The 17,966-nt window shown below is 44.5% G+C and carries 15 protein-coding genes, 1 tRNA gene and 1 other RNA gene; 14 read left to right on the top strand and 3 right to left on the bottom strand.

The features are described 5' to 3' along the window. Window positions 1-87: 87 nt before the first annotated feature. Window positions 88-1,050, bottom strand: coding sequence for a tyrosine-type recombinase/integrase (locus AR334_RS18050; RefSeq protein WP_066314513.1), 963 nt, complete (start codon window positions 1,048-1,050; stop codon window positions 88-90). Window positions 1,051-1,199: 149 nt separating this feature from the next. Continuing rightward, a tRNA-Arg gene (locus AR334_RS18045) sits at window positions 1,200-1,271 on the bottom strand. A gap of 500 nt (window positions 1,272-1,771) precedes the next feature. Between AR334_RS18045 and rpoN the strand changes: the two genes are divergently transcribed. The 14 genes from rpoN to ssrA all read left to right on the top strand — a co-directional run bounded on the left by rpoN (window position 1,772) and on the right by ssrA (window position 16,686). Beyond that, window positions 1,772-3,094, top strand: a complete 1,323-nt coding sequence (gene rpoN / locus AR334_RS18040) for an RNA polymerase factor sigma-54 (protein ID WP_066314511.1) — start codon at window positions 1,772-1,774, stop codon at window positions 3,092-3,094. Window positions 3,095-3,286: 192 nt separating this feature from the next. Next, on the top strand, window positions 3,287-3,544 hold the full coding sequence (locus AR334_RS18035; RefSeq protein WP_066314508.1) for a glutaredoxin family protein: 258 nt from the start codon (window positions 3,287-3,289) through the stop codon (window positions 3,542-3,544). A gap of 133 nt (window positions 3,545-3,677) precedes the next feature. Further along, window positions 3,678-4,700: a sugar-binding transcriptional regulator gene (locus AR334_RS18030; protein WP_066314507.1), complete on the top strand. Its 1,023-nt coding sequence runs from the start codon at window positions 3,678-3,680 to the stop codon at window positions 4,698-4,700. Between the two features lie 84 nt (window positions 4,701-4,784). Continuing rightward, window positions 4,785-5,792 carry a type I glyceraldehyde-3-phosphate dehydrogenase gene (gap, locus tag AR334_RS18025; protein WP_066314505.1) on the top strand — a complete coding sequence of 336 codons (1,008 nt, stop codon included), beginning with the start codon at window positions 4,785-4,787 and terminating at the stop codon, window positions 5,790-5,792. Between the two features lie 144 nt (window positions 5,793-5,936). After that, complete coding sequence (gene pgk / locus AR334_RS18020; protein WP_066314502.1) at window positions 5,937-7,121, top strand: phosphoglycerate kinase; 1,185 nt, start codon at window positions 5,937-5,939, stop codon at window positions 7,119-7,121. A gap of 101 nt (window positions 7,122-7,222) precedes the next feature. Next, window positions 7,223-7,984: a triose-phosphate isomerase gene (tpiA, locus tag AR334_RS18015; protein ID WP_066314500.1), complete on the top strand. Its 762-nt coding sequence runs from the start codon at window positions 7,223-7,225 to the stop codon at window positions 7,982-7,984. After that, window positions 7,977-9,509, top strand: a complete 1,533-nt coding sequence (gene gpmI, locus AR334_RS18010; protein ID WP_066314497.1) for a 2,3-bisphosphoglycerate-independent phosphoglycerate mutase — start codon at window positions 7,977-7,979, stop codon at window positions 9,507-9,509. The genes tpiA and gpmI overlap by 8 nt, the downstream gene beginning before the upstream one ends. A 30-nt stretch (window positions 9,510-9,539) precedes the next feature. Next, on the top strand, window positions 9,540-10,838 hold the full coding sequence (gene eno, locus AR334_RS18005; protein ID WP_066314495.1) for a phosphopyruvate hydratase: 1,299 nt from the start codon (window positions 9,540-9,542) through the stop codon (window positions 10,836-10,838). A gap of 131 nt (window positions 10,839-10,969) precedes the next feature. Beyond that, entirely contained in the window at window positions 10,970-11,518 is a 549-nt protein-coding gene (locus tag AR334_RS18000) for a DUF6241 domain-containing protein (RefSeq protein WP_066314493.1), read from the top strand. A 111-nt stretch (window positions 11,519-11,629) separates the two neighbouring features. After that, window positions 11,630-11,863 (top strand): preprotein translocase subunit SecG, encoded by a 234-nt coding sequence (secG, locus tag AR334_RS17995; protein ID WP_066314488.1) that lies wholly within the window; start codon window positions 11,630-11,632, stop codon window positions 11,861-11,863. 222 nt (window positions 11,864-12,085) lie between these two features. Continuing rightward, window positions 12,086-12,832 carry a carboxylesterase gene (locus AR334_RS17990; RefSeq protein WP_066314487.1) on the top strand — a complete coding sequence of 249 codons (747 nt, stop codon included), beginning with the start codon at window positions 12,086-12,088 and terminating at the stop codon, window positions 12,830-12,832. Window positions 12,833-12,885: 53 nt separating this feature from the next. Beyond that, complete coding sequence (gene rnr, locus AR334_RS17985; RefSeq protein ID WP_066314485.1) at window positions 12,886-15,270, top strand: ribonuclease R; 2,385 nt, start codon at window positions 12,886-12,888, stop codon at window positions 15,268-15,270. Window positions 15,271-15,701: 431 nt separating this feature from the next. Next, the gene (gene smpB / locus AR334_RS17975; RefSeq protein ID WP_066314480.1) at window positions 15,702-16,169 is read left to right on the top strand and encodes an SsrA-binding protein SmpB; all 468 of its coding nucleotides are present in this window, start codon (window positions 15,702-15,704) and stop codon (window positions 16,167-16,169) included. A gap of 181 nt (window positions 16,170-16,350) precedes the next feature. Beyond that, window positions 16,351-16,686, top strand: a transfer-messenger RNA (tmRNA) gene (gene ssrA, locus AR334_RS17970). Window positions 16,687-17,070: 384 nt separating this feature from the next. On the opposite strand, the gene AR334_RS17965 is transcribed toward ssrA, so the two are convergent. Then, window positions 17,071-17,775, bottom strand: coding sequence for a spore coat protein (locus tag AR334_RS17965; RefSeq protein WP_082693020.1), 705 nt, complete (start codon window positions 17,773-17,775; stop codon window positions 17,071-17,073). Window positions 17,776-17,966: the final 191 nt, after the last annotated feature.

Genomic DNA, 17,966 nt, shown 5'->3' with positions numbered 1-17,966 from the left:
GTTTGTAAACTTTTCTATACTAACACGAGCTTATTTTTTTCTAAATACCTTTGTTAGCGGATTTTAACGGTTGCAATTTTGCAGTGGTTAATCAAACCCTTGTTCAATGGCTTGTTCAAGGTCACGCCCGTAAATTTCTACATATCTCCGTAGGATCTCCAATGATTGGTGTCCACTCAATCGCTGTAAAACGAAAATATTAGTTCCAGCTTCTACTTTTAATCGGCAAAATGTTCTCCTAAAAGCGTGTGGTGAAACTGGCACCTGATTTTCAACTCCAGTTTCTTTGCCATAATGTTTTAATCGCTCTTGAACAGTTCTAGCTCCCAATGGTTGATTCTCGATATTAATGAATAAGCTGTCATGGTCTAAAGTGCCACGTTCCTCGATATATGCCTTTAGAACCTGTTTCAATCGGTTTGTGAGTGGTATTCTGCGAGCGTATCTGTTCTTTGCTCGTTGAACGTTCACAGCTCCTTTACCATCAAATGAAACGTCTTGTACTCGTAGTGACGTTAACTCGGTCAATCTGACGCCTGTATGGGCAAGGGTCAACATAACTGCGAGGTCACGTAAACCAACGAAGCTTGATACGTCTGGTGCATTTAGTAACCGTTTTAATTGTTGTTTACTGAAAGTCGCTCCAACTTCATGCCTTTTTTTCAACTGCTGAATACCATCGAATGGATTAGCTGAAATGTACTTTTTCCGCAGACAATAGTTAAAAAATGTCCTGCCAGCTCGCAATCTTGAGTTGATGGTGTTAATTGCCCTTCCTTGTTCTTGTTGGTATTCAATGAAATTCTCAATGTGAACAGTATTAATTTTTCTTACGTCTGATAATGGAACGGAAATTTCAGCAAATGCCCTGCCAATCTGTTTTAATTCCTTTTGATAAAACTTGACCGTTTCAGATGACAGTCCTTTAATACGACAATGTTTGAAAAATTCTGTGGTGGCTTTTTGAAATGATGATGTTTGCTCAATTTCCTCTAGCGTGGTTTCTAGTTTTTGAGCGAGTGAATTGGTGACGGTACTCCTTCGTTTCATGGCTTGAACCTCCCAATTTTATTGGTCGGGTTCGCTTTATTTTTCGTGGTATTTTTCGTGGTATTTTTAGTTCAACTGTACCCAAAAATTTTGGGCAAAAAAAATATCACCACGTTTTAATAAACGCAGTGATACCAAATGATTATAGACGCCCTCGGCAGGAATCGAACCCACATTTTAAGAACCGGAATCTTACGTGCTATCCGTTGCACCACGAGGGCAAAATTATTAGCGACTTTTATATTATAGAATAATTTATTTGAAATTGCAAGGGCCTATTATAGGTAGCTTTGAATAATGGCATAATTCTAGCACAGGAAAAGCTACCCTTTGTATATATATGATGTCATGGTGTTTTTAGGGGGATGTTATCAAGGTCGCCTTGCTTACGATGTATAATGGTCCAAGCGTATTTAAACGAAAATGGGCAAATTATTGTCAAAGGATGCGTGATGACCTAGTTTTTGCCAGGTTTAAAAAGGTTTTGTGGAAAGACGGTAAAATTGATATTAATTCGAATAAATAATTTGATGTTTCGTATTCATAATCATACATAATGCTGCAGCAGTGGGTAAAATCCTTATAAGAATGGTTTTTCATAATGAAGATACATTGACGAAGTCTTTTTGAAGCCTGCCAATCCAGCTATTGAAGATAAAACAATTTTCCGGTACCAGAAACCCCATCTTTCATGTAAAATAACGATAAGGGGGGAGAGGGAATGAATTTTAAGACTGGTTTATGGCAACAGCAGACGCTGAAGATGACAATGACACAGGAACTGTCACAGGCGATTGCCCTGCTGCAATATTCGGCCCAAGAACTGACCGATTTTTTAGAAAATAAAGCACTTGAAAATCCCCTTATGCAAATTGAACAGGTCAATGTCCGGCCGATGAATCCTTTGATCGATCGAAACCGCCGAAAATATCAAAAGGCGGAAAAAGATTGGATGGACCAGATTGCCGCCAAGCCATTTTCAGTGGAAGAGCAATTAATTTCCCAATTAAACATAAAGAAACTGCCAGAGGAGCAGCTGAAAGTCATCCGGCGTCTGATTCAGAACCTTGATGAAAACGGTTACTTCACTGGTGATTTAAAGGAAATTGCCGGTAAGTTAAACATTTCAGAGGAGCTGGTGGAGGATTGCCTGGTGATTATCCAAACGCTTGAACCGGCGGGAATCGGTGCAAGAGATCTTCAGGAATGCCTGCTCATTCAAGTGGAGTATGAACTCCCTGACAATGAATTAGCAAAAAAAATTATCTCGGATCACTTCGTACCATTTGCCGAAAAAAAGTGGAAGCAAATTGCAAAGGAACTCCAGGTATCATTGAAGGAAATCCAGGATGTCTTTGATTGCATCCAGCTGCTAAATCCGAAACCGGGGGCGATGCTGGGACGGGAGGAAGCTCACTACATCATTCCCGATGTAATTGTCGAGCAAACACCCGAGGGATTAACGGTCAGAATGTTTGATGATCCAATACCGAAAATTAGCTTTAATGACCAATACTATAAAAAGTTCAAGGATCAAGATCAGCAAGTCAGCAAGTATCTTCAGGATAAGGTCCAGGACTATCAGTGGATTTTGAAAAGCATTGAGCAGCGGAAGGAGACACTCACACGGGTTGTGGCCAAGATTGTCGAGAAGCAGCCGGCATTTTTCCAGAAAGGCCCTCAAGGGTTGCTGCCGATGACGATGAAGGAGATCGCCGTGGAATTGGAAGTTCATGAGTCGACGGTGAGCCGTGCTGTCCGGGAGAAATATGTGCAAACCCCGGTAGGGACATTTACGTTGAAAACGTTCTTCACTAGCACAATCCAAACAACATCCGAGGATGAAGCCACCTCCTCCAGCCAAGTGAAGAACGCCATCAGCCAACTTGTCGCTGAGGAAGATAAAGCAAAACCGCTATCCGATCAAGAAATCGTCGACCGGCTTAAAGCATCGGAGGGCATTGTTGTATCCAGAAGAACCATCGCCAAATACCGAGACCAACTCGGAATTCCGTCTTCTTCCAAGAGGAAACGGTTTAACTGAAAGGTGCATTAAATGGTGCCTGACACCATCCGTGGACAAAACAGATAATTTGTCCACCTAGCAAGGACATTTATTGACCATGAATTCAGGAAGTGTCCGCGTAGCGAGGACAAAATCGCGTATTTGTCTTTTTGTGGTGCCTGACACCAATTACGGTTTAACTAACTGCTATTTTTAGAAAGGATTATGAGTATGTCACAGTCAACCATCACGTTATATACAAGAAAAGGCTGTCCTTTGTGCGACAAGGCGAAGGCGGCTATTTTAGAGCTGGAGGGTGAATGGGACTTTACCCTCGAGGAAGTGGATATTGAGCAAGATGACGAGTTGCATGAGAGGTATGGTTTAATGATTCCCGTCGTTCATATCGACGGAGAAGAGGTCGCTTATGGGTTTGTTACCAAATTTGACATAAGCAACCGTTTACATGAAAAAAGCCAGAGTTTATGAGTTGAAATACCCTCTCACTCCTGCTACAATGAAAAACGTAGACAGGGTGATTTTTTTTGGATGTCGTGGGACATAATATGTCTATGGTGGACATTTTTTGACCAACGACATATAATATAAGGAGAATGAGATCATGCAGTCATTCATCGAAATTTCAAAAAGATTATTACCCGATTTTTTTCAAGTCCTGCAAAAACGATACACGATTCTCAGGTACATAGGATTTATGCAGCCGGTAGGCAGAAGGAGTTTGGCGACAAGTCTCGGCCTGACCGAAAGAATTCTCCGTAGTGAAGTAGAATTCCTCAAAGAGCAAAATCTTATTTACAGCAACAACATTGGCATGAGTTTAACAGCTGATGGAAAAAATTTGCTTGAGGATTTAGAAGGGTTCATGCGAGAGTGGAAGGGAATCGATGTCATGGAGCTTGAGCTTAAGCACAGGCTTGGCATTAAAAAGGTCATCATCGTTCCCGGGAATAGTGATGAGTCCCCGATGGTAAAAGCTGAGCTTGGTAAAGCCAGCGCGTCCTGCATGAAAAGACTATTCAAAGGGGAAAATATCATCGCTGTCACTGGCGGCTCAACAATGGCTGCTGTCGCAGAACGACTGACTCCCATGCAAGACAAAAGGGAATTGCTGTTTGTTCCAGCCCGCGGTGGGATAGGCGAGGATGTACATAACCAAGCTAACACCATTTGCGCGAATATGGCGGAAAAAACACATTCCAAGCATCGCGTGTTTTATGTTCCTGATCAAGTTAGCACCGAAATTTACAATTCCTTGATTAAAGAGCCGGCAATTGATGAAATTCTGCAATTAATCCGTTCAGCCAACATGGTTTTGCACGGAATTGGAGATGCTATAACAATGGCCGAGCGGCGAAACACGAGCCAGGATGTTTTGAGAAAGCTTGAGGTGGGTAAAGCAGTCGGGGAGGCATTCGGCTACTATTTTGACGAAAATGGCGAGATTGTCCATAAAGTGTTGACAATCGGTCTTCAGCTAGAGGACCTTGCTGAAATCCCTAATGTGCTTGCCGTTGCAGGCGGAGCATCCAAGGCCAAGGCAATCAAAGCCTATATGAAAAAAGCGCCAGCATCAACGATTCTCATCACCGATGAGGGGGCTGCGACAAAGTTGTTGAAGGGCTGACATCATTTTTAAGCACCAGTGTATTGAAAAGGATTTTTCCTTTTTAAAAAATAAAAACCTTACCCAATTAAGGAGGAAATTAACATGACAGTAAAAGTTGGTATTAATGGTTTTGGACGTATCGGTCGTAACGTATTCCGTGCGGCATTAACAAATAGCAATATTGAAATCGTGGCAATCAACGATTTAACAGATGCAAATATGCTTGCTCACCTTTTAAAATATGATTCCGTACACGGTACACTTCAAGAGGATGTAACTGTTGACGGCGAATACTTAGTAGTTGGCGGCCGCAAAGTGAAGGTTCTTGCTGAGCGCGACCCTGCACAGCTTGGCTGGGGCGGACTTGGTGTCGATGTAGTTGTTGAATCAACTGGCCGTTTCACAAAGCGTGACGATGCAGCGAAACACCTTGAAGCAGGCGCAAAGAAAGTTATCATCTCTGCTCCGGCAACAAACGAAGACATTACAATCGTAATGGGCGTTAACGAAGACAAGTACGATGCGGCTAACCACCATGTTATTTCTAATGCATCTTGTACAACAAACTGCTTGGCTCCATTCGCGAAAGTATTAAATGACAAGTTTGGCATCAAGCGCGGTATGATGACAACGATTCACTCTTACACAAATGACCAGCAAATTCTTGACTTGCCACATAAAGACTACCGCCGTGCCCGTGCTGCAGCTGAGAACATGATTCCAACTTCAACTGGTGCAGCAAAAGCGGTTGCGTTAGTATTACCAGAACTTAAAGGCAAGTTAAACGGTATGGCAATGCGCGTGCCAACTCCAAACGTATCAGTCGTTGACCTTGTTGTCGAGTTAGAAAAAGACGTAACTGCTGATGAAGTAAACTCTGCCCTGAAAACTGCTGCTGAAGGCGATTTAAAAGGTATTCTTGCATACAGTGAACTTCCATTAGTATCTACTGACTACAATGGTGCACCTGTTTCTTCTACGATTGATGCCCTTTCTACTATGGTAATGGAAGGCAACATGGTGAAAGTACTTTCTTGGTACGATAACGAAGTTGGATACTCTAACCGCGTTGTAGACCTTGTTGATTACCTTGCTAAAAAAGGACTTTAATATTGGATAAGGTTGGAATTTATTCCACAAACTATATATAATGAGTAATGGTATTCCAAAGGGGAGTGGGTGAGGTTGCCCCTCTCCTTTTTTACTGCGTTTCAGGATTTTTAAAAAAGCCACTACATAGGAGGTCCTTTTTCGATGAACAAAAAGTCAGTCAGAGATATCGATGTGAAGGGTAAACGCGTATTTTGCCGGGTTGATTTCAACGTACCGATGCAGGACGGAAAAATCACCGACGAAACACGGATTCGTGCGGCGCTGCCAACGATTCAATATTTAATCGAGCAAGGAGCAAAGGTAATTCTGGCAAGCCACCTCGGCCGTCCAAAAGGCAAAGTGGTAGAGGAAATGCGCTTGACTCCGGTTGCAGCCCGCTTATCCGAGTTGCTTGGAAAAGACGTAAAAAAAGCGGATGAAGCTTACGGAGATTCCGTTAAAGCGCTAATTGGTGAGATGAGCGAAGGCGATGTACTGTTACTAGAAAACGTCCGTTTCTATCCTGGAGAAGAAAAGAATGATGATGAGTTGGCTAAATCATTTGCCGAGCTTGCAGATGTATATGTCAATGATGCATTTGGCGCTGCCCACCGCGCGCACGCTTCTACTGAAGGAATCGCGCACCATCTTCCAGCAGTTTCTGGTTTCTTAATGCAAAAAGAGCTTGATGTTCTTGGTAAGGCATTATCGAATCCGGAGCGCCCGTTCACAGCGATTATTGGCGGGGCAAAGGTTAAGGACAAGATTGGCGTAATTGAAAATCTTTTAGAGTTAGTTGACAACCTAATCATTGGTGGCGGTCTTGCTTATACATTTGTGAAGGCCCAGGGCCATGAAATCGGCAAATCGCTGCTTGAAGCGGACAAGATTGATCTAGCCAAGTCATTTATGGAAAAAGCAAAAACCAAGGGCGTTAATTTCTATATGCCGGTTGATGCGGTCGTTGCGGATGATTTTTCAGCAGATGCCAACACAAAAGTGGTAGCAATCGAAGAAATCCCGGCTGATTGGGAAGCACTTGATATCGGACCAAAAACAGCAGAAATCTACCGTGACGTGATTCAAAAATCAAAGCTTGTGATTTGGAACGGACCAATGGGCGTGTTCGAAATCGATAAGTTTGCTGGAGGTACAAAGGCTGTTGCTGAAGCTTTGGCTGATGCTGGCGACACGTATTCCGTCATTGGCGGCGGCGACTCCGCAGCAGCTGCTGAAAAATTCGGCTTGGCGGATAAAATGAGCCACATTTCCACAGGCGGCGGCGCTTCACTGGAGTTTATCGAAGGAAAAGCACTTCCTGGCGTTGTGGCGTTGAACGATAAATAATTATATCTACAATTTTTTGAAGGATATCTACAATTTTTCAAATATATCTACAATTCTAAGCAGATATCTACAAATCCGCTTTTTAGAAAGGATGTTTCAGCATGCGTAAACCGATTATTGCCGGTAACTGGAAAATGCATAAGACACTTTCCGAAGCAAAAAGCTTTGCCCAAGAAGTGAAGGGGCAAGTGCCAGCGGCAGACAAGATGGAATCTGTCATTTGCGCCCCTGCGTTATTTTTACAAAGCTTAGTGGACACAGTTCAAGGCACTGAAGTAAAAATTGGCGCGCAAAACATGCATTTTGAAGAAAAAGGTGCGTTTACCGGTGAAATCAGCCCGGTGGCACTAGCTGATCTTGGCGTACAATACGTTATCATCGGCCACTCTGAGCGCCGTGAAATGTTTAATGAAACAGACGAGTCTGTAAACAAAAAAGTTCTAGCAGCATTCAATCATAACCTAACCCCAATCGTTTGCTGCGGTGAAACGTTAGAACAACGTGAAAACGGAGAAACAATGAAGCTTGTTGGTTCTCAAATCCAAAAAGCGTTATCTGGCTTAACGGAAGATCAAGTAAAACAAACCGTGATTGCCTATGAACCAATCTGGGCAATCGGCACCGGCAAATCTTCTACAGCACAAGATGCCAACGAAGTTTGCGCCCATATCCGCCAAGTGGTAGGACAACAATTTTCACAAGAAACAGCTGAAACTATCAGAATTCAGTATGGCGGCAGCGTAAAGCCGGAAAATATTAAAGAATACATGGCCCAGCCGGATATTGACGGCGCCCTAGTCGGCGGCGCAAGCTTGGAGCCACAATCATTCTTACAATTACTAGAAGGTGGAAAATATGAGTAAAGCTCCTGTAGCTTTAATTATCCTGGACGGTTTCGGCTGCCGGGATGAGCATAAAGGTAATGCCGTTTACCATGCGAAAAAGCCAAACTTTGACCGCTACTGGGACACATACCCGCACTCCCACCTGACGGCAAGTGGTGAGGCAGTGGGTCTGCCAGAAGGACAAATGGGGAACTCTGAAGTTGGCCACTTAAATATCGGTGCCGGCCGGATTGTCTACCAAAGCCTTACTCGTGTCAACATTGCGATTCGTGAAGGTGAGTTTGTGAAAAATGAAACCTTCCTCGACGCCATGAAGCACGCGAAAAAGCACGGAACTGCCCTGCATTTGTTTGGTTTGCTATCCGATGGCGGGGTTCACAGCCATATTAATCATATGTTCGCCCTGCTGAAGCTGGCTAAAGAAGAAGGTTTAGAAAAAGTATATATTCACGCCTTCCTTGACGGCCGTGATGTTGGCCCGAAAACGGCGCCAACATATATTCAGCAAACCCTGGACAAAATGAAAGAGTATGGCGTTGGCGAATTTGCGACGATTTCCGGCCGCTATTACTCGATGGATCGTGATAAGCGCTGGGAGCGTGTCGAAAAATCGTATCGTTCAATGGTATACGGCGAAGGCCCGACCTATACCAATCCATTGGAGCTTGTCGAGGATTCATACTCTCACGGAATCTTTGATGAATTCGTGATTCCGTCTGTCATTACTAGGGAAGACGGAAAGCCGGTTGCAACGATTCAGGATAATGATGCGGTAATTTTCTATAACTTCCGTCCTGACCGGGCGATTCAAATTTCTAACACGTTTACGAACGAGGATTTCCGCTCGTTTGACCGTGGACCGAAGCATCCAAAGCATTTACATTTTGTTTGCTTAACCCACTTCAGTGAATCTGTTGACGGTTATGTTGCTTTCAAGCCGACCAACTTGGACAACACGCTTGGTGAAGTGCTGTCGCAAAACAATTTAAAACAGCTGCGGATTGCCGAAACGGAAAAATATCCGCACGTCACCTTCTTTATGAGCGGCGGTCGTGAGGATAAATTCCCTGGCGAGGAGCGAATCCTAATCAACTCGCCAAAAGTGCCGACTTACGACCTTAAGCCGGAAATGAGCGCTTATGAAGTGACCGATGCCTTGTTAAAGGAAATCGAAGCGGACAAATTTGATGCGATACTCTTAAACTTTGCCAACCCGGATATGGTTGGTCACTCAGGCATGCTTGAACCGACAGTTAAAGCCATCGAGACAGTTGATGAATGTTTAGGAAAAATTGTCGACCTCATCCTGCAAAAAGGCGGGACAGCGATTATCACCGCTGACCATGGCAACGCCGATGAAGTTGTGACCCTTGAAGGCAATCCGATGACGGCGCACACTACCAATCCTGTGCCGGTTATTGTAACCAAACAAGGTGTTGACCTCCGTGACGGCGGCATTCTTGGCGATTTGGCGCCAACCATGCTGGATTTATTGAAGGTAGACCAGCCGTCTGAAATGACCGGAAAATCGTTAATTAAATAATTTTTTAAAATAAAAGGAGAGAATATTAAAATGCCATATATTGCTGATGTTTATGCTCGTGAAGTATTAGATTCCCGCGGAAATCCTACTGTTGAAGTTGAAGTTTTTACTGAATCCGGTGCCTTCGGACGCGCGCTTGTCCCAAGCGGTGCTTCCACTGGTGAATACGAAGCAGTTGAGCTTCGCGACGGCGACAAAGGCCGTTACCTTGGCAAAGGTGTGCAAAAAGCGGTTGACAATGTTAACGAAATTATCGCACCAATGCTTGTTGGCGAAGAGTATAGCGTACTTGACCAAGTGTCTGTCGATAAAGCCCTTATTGAGCTTGACGGTACAGATAACAAAGGTAAATTAGGCGCAAACGCGATTCTTGGTGTTTCCATGGCGGTTGCTCATGCTGCGGCGAACTACCTTGACATTCCATTATATCAATACCTTGGCGGCTTCAATTCCAAGCAACTTCCAGTGCCAATGATGAACATCGTCAACGGCGGCGAGCATGCTGATAACAACGTCGACATTCAAGAATTCATGATCATGCCAGTAGGCGCTCCAAACTTTAAAGAAGCGCTTCGTATGGGTGCAGAAATTTTCCATACTTTAAAATCAGTTCTTAAAGGTAAAGGTCTTAATACAGCTGTCGGCGATGAAGGCGGTTTTGCTCCAAACCTTGGATCTAACGAAGAAGCACTACAAACGATTGTGGAAGCAATCGAAAAAGCTGGCTACAAGCCAGGTGAAGAAGTTATGCTGGCAATGGACGCAGCATCTTCCGAGTTCTACAACAAAGAAGATGGCAAATACCATCTTGCTGGTGAAGGTGTGGTTAAAACATCTGCAGAAATGGTTGATTGGTACGAAGAGCTTGCTAACAAATACCCTATCATCTCAATTGAAGATGGTTTGGATGAAAACGACTGGGAAGGCCACAAGCTATTAACAGAGCGTCTTGGCAAGAAAGTTCAATTAGTGGGTGACGATTTATTTGTTACAAACACGAAAAAGCTTGCTGAAGGAATCGAAAAAGGCATTGGCAACTCGATCCTGATCAAGGTAAACCAAATCGGTACCCTGACTGAAACTTTTGATGCAATCGAAATGGCGAAGCGCGCTGGCTACACTGCGGTAATTTCCCACCGTTCCGGTGAAACAGAAGATGCAACCATCGCTGACATCGCTGTTGCGACAAACGCTGGCCAAATCAAGACTGGTGCTCCATCTCGTACAGACCGTGTTGCAAAGTACAACCAATTGCTTCGTATTGAAGACCAATTAGGTGAAACTGCACAATACAATGGCATTAAATCTTTCTACAACTTAAAGAAGTAATGTTTGAAAAATAAACCTCCTGCGAGCAGGGGGTTTTATTTTTTCCATTAAAAGCAGGGAATCAGCCCGTCTTTGTTTAATTAAGTATAAGTAACAACCTATGACAAACAAAGAATGACTGGAGAAGAGGAATGAGGAAATATTTGAAACGTTTATCAAAAACCCAAATGTTGATCATCCTTTTTGCGGTGCTGGCGATTGGATTTTATTATTTTTACTCCACTGAGTCTTTGCCATTTCAAAAGACTTCTGTTGTAGTGAAGGAAGAAAAAACGAAAGAAGGCGAACCGGTCCTTCAAGTGCAGGACGCAACCAGCGAACAGGCGGAGGAAGAGTTCCCAGCTGATATGCAAGAGACGGAGGTCATGGCGGCGCTTCATAAAATGTCCCACCAGAAAGTAACCGCCAAAAAGAAGTGGGGCGCGATACCCTTAACCCCTCAGCGTGTGGACAGGTTATTAAGCGTAGTCACACAAAATAAGTCCAAATATAAAAATTCCCAGCTTTACATCAACATTTTGAACCGCTGGGCTGACGGGGATTTTTCCCATGCTGACGATGACCATAACGCGATCTGGAATCTTCAGGGCGGCACGATTGGCAAAGCCACGGGACTCGCGTCAATTAATGAAGAAAAGGAATTCATCGAACAAAATTTTAATATTAAGCTTGAAAAATAGACAGTCTACAGCCATATTCCCAAAAGCTGTCACAGAACTTTTGTTGTGAAAAGGCAAAGAATATGGTAAATTTAAAATACTGTGCAGTACGTTTTCAGGAGGTGGCCATTCATGCATGCATTTTTAGTTACACTATTAGTCATCGTAAGTATCGGACTTATTGTTGTTGTCTTACTTCAATCAGGTAAAAGCGCTGGTCTATCCGGTGCCATTTCCGGTGGGGCAGAAACCCTATTCGGCAAGCAAAAAGCAAGAGGAATTGATTTGATTCTGCACCGCATCACCGTGGTATTATCAGTACTATTCTTCCTACTTACCCTTGCAGTTACTTACTTTAAAATTTAATATTAAAAATAAAAACCCGGCCGCAAAAGCCGGGTTTTTTGCATCGGAAAATTTTTTTTTGGCATTTTGAGTTTCTATTTACGAATTTCCTACTTTTATTTGCGATATTTCGACTTTTATTTGCAACCAACCATGCCCGCGAGTCTTTTTAATGGAATGTTCATACCCTGTTTGCTTAAACTAAATAATAGTGACAAACTGGTACTAGAAGGAGATTTTTGTATGAAAATTGCATTGCCAAAACCATTTACGTTCGAAGGGGGCCCACGGGCGGTTCTGCTGCTTCATGGCTTCACTGGGAATTCTTCCGATGTCCGGATGCTGGGACGATTTTTAGAGAAGAAGGGCTATACGTGCCATGCGCCGCATTATAAGGGCCATGGCGTGCCCCCGGAAGAACTGGTCCATACCGGCCCTGAAGATTGGTGGCAGGATGTGATGAACGGCTATGAATTTTTGAAAAAACGCGGCCATGAGGAAATTGCCGTTGCTGGACTTTCACTTGGCGGCGTATTTTCCCTGAAATTGGGATACAATGTACCTATAAAGGGCATTGTGCCGATGTGCGCCCCGATGCATATTAAAAGCGAAGAAGTGATGTACGAGGGAGTTCTCGAGTATGCCCGTGAATTCAAAAAGCGGGAAGGGAAAAGTGACGAGCAAGTAGAATCAGAAATGGAAGAGTTTAAAAAAACAACGATGAATACGCTAAAAGCACTCCAGGCGTTAATCGCTGACGTCCGGGATCATGTCGATCTGATTTATGCGCCGACCTTTGTCGTCCAGGCCCGGCACGACAACATGATCAACACGGAGAGCGCCAATATCATCTATGAGAATATTGAATCGCCAAAAAAGCAAATTAAATGGTATGAAGAGTCAGGCCATGTCATTACGCTGGACAAAGAAAAGGAGCAGCTCCATGAGGACGTCTATGCTTTTCTTGAAAGCTTAGACTGGCGCGTTTAAACACAGAGTCCTTCCATGAAACCGGTGGAAGGACCAAGAGGAGGGATATATAAATGGAAGAAAACATTCAAAAGCATATTGATAAGCTTTTACAATATATGAAAGACGAGGCTTATAAACCACTGACGGTTCAGGAACTTGAAGAGGCGTTTGGGATCCAGGATTCTGCCGATTTTAAAGAGTTTGTCAAAGCGCTCGTGCAGATGGAAGAAAAAGGGCTGGTTGTCCGAACCCGTGCCAACCGCTACGGTCTGCCGCAAAAAATGAACTTGATTCGCGGCAAACTGACTGGCCATGCCAAGGGATTTGCGTTTGTCATCCCGGATGAGCCTGGTATGGATGATATTTTTATCCCGCCAACCGAAACAAACACAGCGATGCATGGTGATACTGTTTTAGTGCGAATCTCGTCTGAAACTTCTGGACAGCGCCGTGAAGGCAGCATTGTCAGGATACTCGAACGGGGCATCCAGCAAATTGTCGGAACTTATGTCGAAAGCAAGAGCTTTGGCTTTGTCCTTCCCGATGATAAAAAATTTACCAGCGACATCTTTATTCCAAAGGCCGCAGCCAAGGGAGCAGTTGAGGGACATAAAGTTGTCGTTAAGTTAACCTCCTATCCAGAGGGCCGCAAAAGTGCCGAGGGCGAAGTCGTCACGATTCTCGGGCATAAAAATGACCCGGGTGTCGATATCCTTTCTGTCATACATAAGCACGGGTTGCCGATGGAGTTCCCGGAAGAGGTGCTGCAACAGGCAAATGAGGTGCCTGACACCATTGATGAAAGCGAGCTGACCAACCGCCGCGACCTTCGTGGTGAAACGATCGTTACGATTGACGGAGCCGACGCCAAAGACCTTGATGATGCCGTAACCGTAACTCGCTTGGAAAACGGCAATTATAAGCTTGGTGTCCATATCGCCGACGTCAGCTATTATGTAAAAGAAGGCACGCCAATCGACGTGGAAGCAGCGGACCGGGCTACGAGTGTCTATTTAGTGGACCGGGTGATTCCAATGATCCCCCACCGATTGTCGAACGGCATCTGTTCATTGAACCCGAAGGTCGACCGATTGACCTTGTCGTGTGAGATGGAAATCGATTCGGAAGGCCATGTCGTTTCGCATGAAATTTTTCAAAGTGTCATCAAAACAACGGAACGAATGACGTACCACGATGTTAATCTGATTCTTGTTGAAAAAGACGAGGCTGTCAGGGCCCGTTATGAGCCGCTGGTTCCAATGTTCGAGGCGATGGAGGAACTGGCCGCGATTCTTCGGAAAAAGCGGATGACACGCGGTGCTATCGACTTTGATTTCAAAGAATCAAAGGTATTGGTTGACGAAGAAGGGCACCCGACCGATGTTGTGTTGCGCGATCGTTCGGTAGCCGAGCGGCTGATTGAAGAGTTCATGCTGGCGGCTAACGAAACAGTAGCCGAACATTTCCACTGGTTGGATGTTCCGTTTATTTACCGGATTCATGAGGATCCGAAAGAAGACAAGCTGCGGAAGTTTTTCGAGTTTATTACGAACTTTGGCTACCTAGTGCGCGGGACGGCTAACGATGTCCACCCCCGTGCGCTGCAGGCGATCATTGAAGAGGTTCAGGGGAAGCCGGAGGAGATGGTTGTTTCCACGGTCATGCTCCGCTCGATGCAGCAGGCGAAGTACTACCCGGAAAGCCTCGGCCACTTCGGGTTATCGACGCAGTTTTACACGCATTTCACATCACCGATTCGCCGCTATCCCGATACGATTGTACACCGCTTGATTCGTACCTATATCGTTGAGGGCAAGCTAGATGAGGCGACACGGGCCAAATGGGATGCACAGTTGCCGGAGATTGCCCAACATGCTTCAAAAATGGAGCGCCGGGCGGTTGATGCCGAGCGCGAAACCGATGAACTGAAAAAAGCGGAATATATGGAGGACAAGATTGGCGAGGAGTATGACGGCATTATCAGCTCCGTTACCAATTTCGGGATGTTTGTCGAGCTGCCGAATACGATTGAAGGCCTTGTTCATGTCAGCTACATGACCGATGATTATTACCGTTTCGACGACAGACATTATGCAATGATTGGCGAACGCACCGGCAATGTATTTCGAATTGGCGATGAAATTACGGTTCGTGTCGTCAAAGTTAACAAAGACGAGCGCTCAATTGATTTTGAAATCGTCGGCATGAAGGGCACCCGGCGCCGGGAGGTTCCAGATCGACCGAAGATATTTAGGACAAGCAGCGACACGAACAAGCCGCGTCGGGGCAAAGAAGGTGCCCGCGGCGGTGGTGCTGGTGCTGGCGGTCAAGGCGGCCGCAAGTCAGAGTCTGGCGGCAGCGGTGGCGGCCAAGGCGGCGCTGGCAAGTCGAAAAAGAAACGCAAATTTTACGATAATGTTCCAAAGTCAAAAAGCCGGAAACGGAGAAACAAATAGGGTTTTTTAGAGGAGGGCCTGGTTGTCAGGCCTTCCCTTGTTGTTTGTAAAAGACAAAATGGGCTTGAACAGTGCGAAAGTGTCTAATAGTAGGCTTCTAAAAGACAAAATGTGCTTGATGAGTGTGAAAGTGTCTAATAGGAGGCTTCTAAAAGACAAAATGTGCTTGATGAATGTGAAAGTGTCTAATAGGAGGCTTCTAAAAGACAAAATGTGCTTGATGAATGTGAAAGTGTCTAATAGAAGGCTTCTAAAAGACAAAATAGGCCTTGGTAGGTGTGAAAGTGTCTAATAGGAGGCTTCCAAAAGACAAAATTATCCTTGTTATAGTGAAACTGTCTAATAGACCTTTAAAGACACATATTCTACTTTCCTAATTGTACACCCCATACCCATTCTGTTAAAATTAACTGGTAAACGAGGTGAAAAATATGCCAAAAGGTGAAGGGAAAGTTGTCGCCCAAAACAAAAAGGCAACCCATGATTATTTTATTGAGGAAACGTACGAGGCCGGAATCGTCCTCCAAGGAACAGAAATCAAATCAATCCGTGCTGGCAAGGTCAACCTGAAGGATTCATATGTCAGAATCCAAGATGGCGAAGCTGTTCTGTTCGGGATGCACATTAGCCCATACGAACAAGGAAACCGCTACAACCACGATCCGCTAAGAACACGCAAGCTTTTGCTTCATAAAAAAGAAATTAATAAACTATATGGTGAAGTGAAAGAGGCAGGGTACGCGCTCATTCCGTTAAAGCTTTATTTGAAAAATGGTTTTTGCAAGGTGTTAATCGGCTTGGCGAAAGGTAAAAAGAATTATGACAAGCGCCATACCTTGAAAGAAAAAGAAGCGAAGCGTGATATCGAACGTGCCTTCCGCGAGCGACAAAAGCTATAGGTTGGAGCCGCCAAAAAAGCTCCAGCTCGCACGCCTTACAAATAATTACAATTGAAAAATGCGCTCAGTATGTTATAATAAGTTTGTCGCTAAAATGCGACACAATCTTTGGCTCAAACAAACTTGCCAGTATCCTAACGTCGTTGCTGTAAATAACAGCACATTTTTATAATGGGGACGCTACGGATTCGACAGGGGTAGTTCGAGCTTAGGTTGCGAGTCGAGGGGATCGGCCTCGTTAAAACGTCAAAGCCATAACTGGCAAAACTAACAACAACTTAGCTTTCGCAGCTTAATAACTGCATAGCTGTTCGCCCCTCCATCGCCTATGTGGTAGGGTAGCGGACTCACTCTTAGTAGGCTACGCCGGAGTCCACCGCCTGAGGACGAAGGAAGAGAACAACCAGGCTAGCTGACCGGACGCCTGTCGATAGGCATAAGGCTCGGCGAATCGCCAATATATCGACTACACTCGTAGATGCTTAAGTGCCGATATCTTTGGACGTGGGTTCGATTAGTAATTAGTCGCCTTATGTGGTAACACATAAGTGAAAATCCGGCTTTATCGGTGAAACCTAAGTCGCTTGTAAAAGCGATACGGCAATGCCGAGCGGTATGTGGAGCAATCCAACAGCCGTGTATCGACTTATAGGCTGCCACCAAATGTGGTAGTACTAGGATGCGAAATTTCGCCTATAAGGCAAATTTACGTTTCGCATAAGACGCCGGAAGGCCTGTTACAATGCAGGTCTAAGATATAGTCAGTGCCATGACGAAAGCATGGAAGTGCACGTCCCACCGTCTCCACCATACATAGGTGGATACAAGATCAGTCCTAGTGGCTGGTCTTTTTTATTTTTAAAAAAAGCCATCCACGTCGGATAGCTTTTAAATTTCCCTCTTAATGTTTCATGTTATTCATATTGTTCATGTTCATATTCCCCATGCCCGCATTCATATTCATGTTGCCCATTCCAGCATTCATATTCGTGGCATCCGGCAAGCCTGTAGCCGGCGCATAGGCATTCAACATCGACATCGCATCTTGTTGGGCCAGCTGTGGCACCTGGTAATAATGGTGCTTATTCATGTAAAGGGATAGCTCATAACCCATTTCGATGCAGTTTGGCACGGAATCGGCCAAGACACGGCGGACAACCGGATTGGTCGTTTCCAAGGCGGCCATAGTTTTTTGAGACGCACCTGCTTTACAAGCCCCGAGCATTGCGCTGGCAATGAATTCATCGGAAATCTCCATCATATTCTGCATTGGCTTCTTCGGCTGGGATGGCTTCATGCCATATATGAAATCATTATCCTGATTCATTTTGTAGCTTTGAGTCGGCATGGATGGGTCCTGACCGGATTTAAAGCACTCCAGCGTGATATTGTATTCTTGCTGCATAAATTGGTATTGGCGATTTAAGATATCCCGCAGCTCCGGATCCTTGACATGCTGTTGGTACATCGTATAGTGATTCATGGTCTCAATTGAGCTTGACAAAACTTCATGCACATCAAACATTTCATGCCCGCCATGATTCATTTGCGGTGGCACAGCCCCAGTATGCATATTTTGGTGCATTTGCCCCTGCTGATTTTGCATCATTCCAAATCTCCTCCTTCGTAAAATTGGACACAGCCAACCTTATTTTGTTTCAAAAAGGATTTGTTATGCTAAATCAGTTAAAAACAATGCCACGTCAATAATGGCTTTTTGGATGAAAAGTAAGGAGTGCAGAATTTGAAAGAGAAATTAACCACTTTTTTACCGAATTTTCACGACCACTGATGATG

The organism is Bacillus sp. FJAT-29814 (assembly GCF_001510715.1).
Taxonomy (GTDB): Bacteria; Bacillota; Bacilli; order Bacillales; family Cytobacillaceae; genus Neobacillus.
This window is presented reverse-complemented; position numbering and strand designations above follow the sequence as displayed.

Bases quoted from the DNA above. Each gene is read 5' to 3' on its own strand.
- AR334_RS18050 (WP_066314513.1), bottom strand. From the start codon at position 1,050: ATGAAACGAAGGAGTACCGTCACCAATTCACTCGCTCAAAAACTAGAA.
- rpoN (WP_066314511.1), top strand. From the start codon at position 1,772: ATGAATTTTAAGACTGGTTTATGGCAACAGCAGACGCTGAAGATGACA.
- AR334_RS18035 (WP_066314508.1), top strand. From the start codon at position 3,287: ATGTCACAGTCAACCATCACGTTATATACAAGAAAAGGCTGTCCTTTG.
- AR334_RS18030 (WP_066314507.1), top strand. From the start codon at position 3,678: ATGCAGTCATTCATCGAAATTTCAAAAAGATTATTACCCGATTTTTTT.
- gap (WP_066314505.1), top strand. From the start codon at position 4,785: ATGACAGTAAAAGTTGGTATTAATGGTTTTGGACGTATCGGTCGTAAC.
- pgk (WP_066314502.1), top strand. From the start codon at position 5,937: ATGAACAAAAAGTCAGTCAGAGATATCGATGTGAAGGGTAAACGCGTA.
- tpiA (WP_066314500.1), top strand. From the start codon at position 7,223: ATGCGTAAACCGATTATTGCCGGTAACTGGAAAATGCATAAGACACTT.
- gpmI (WP_066314497.1), top strand. From the start codon at position 7,977: ATGAGTAAAGCTCCTGTAGCTTTAATTATCCTGGACGGTTTCGGCTGC.
- eno (WP_066314495.1), top strand. From the start codon at position 9,540: ATGCCATATATTGCTGATGTTTATGCTCGTGAAGTATTAGATTCCCGC.
- AR334_RS18000 (WP_066314493.1), top strand. From the start codon at position 10,970: ATGAGGAAATATTTGAAACGTTTATCAAAAACCCAAATGTTGATCATC.
- secG (WP_066314488.1), top strand. From the start codon at position 11,630: ATGCATGCATTTTTAGTTACACTATTAGTCATCGTAAGTATCGGACTT.
- AR334_RS17990 (WP_066314487.1), top strand. From the start codon at position 12,086: ATGAAAATTGCATTGCCAAAACCATTTACGTTCGAAGGGGGCCCACGG.
- rnr (WP_066314485.1), top strand. From the start codon at position 12,886: ATGGAAGAAAACATTCAAAAGCATATTGATAAGCTTTTACAATATATG.
- smpB (WP_066314480.1), top strand. From the start codon at position 15,702: ATGCCAAAAGGTGAAGGGAAAGTTGTCGCCCAAAACAAAAAGGCAACC.
- AR334_RS17965 (WP_082693020.1), bottom strand. From the start codon at position 17,775: ATGCAAAATCAGCAGGGGCAAATGCACCAAAATATGCATACTGGGGCT.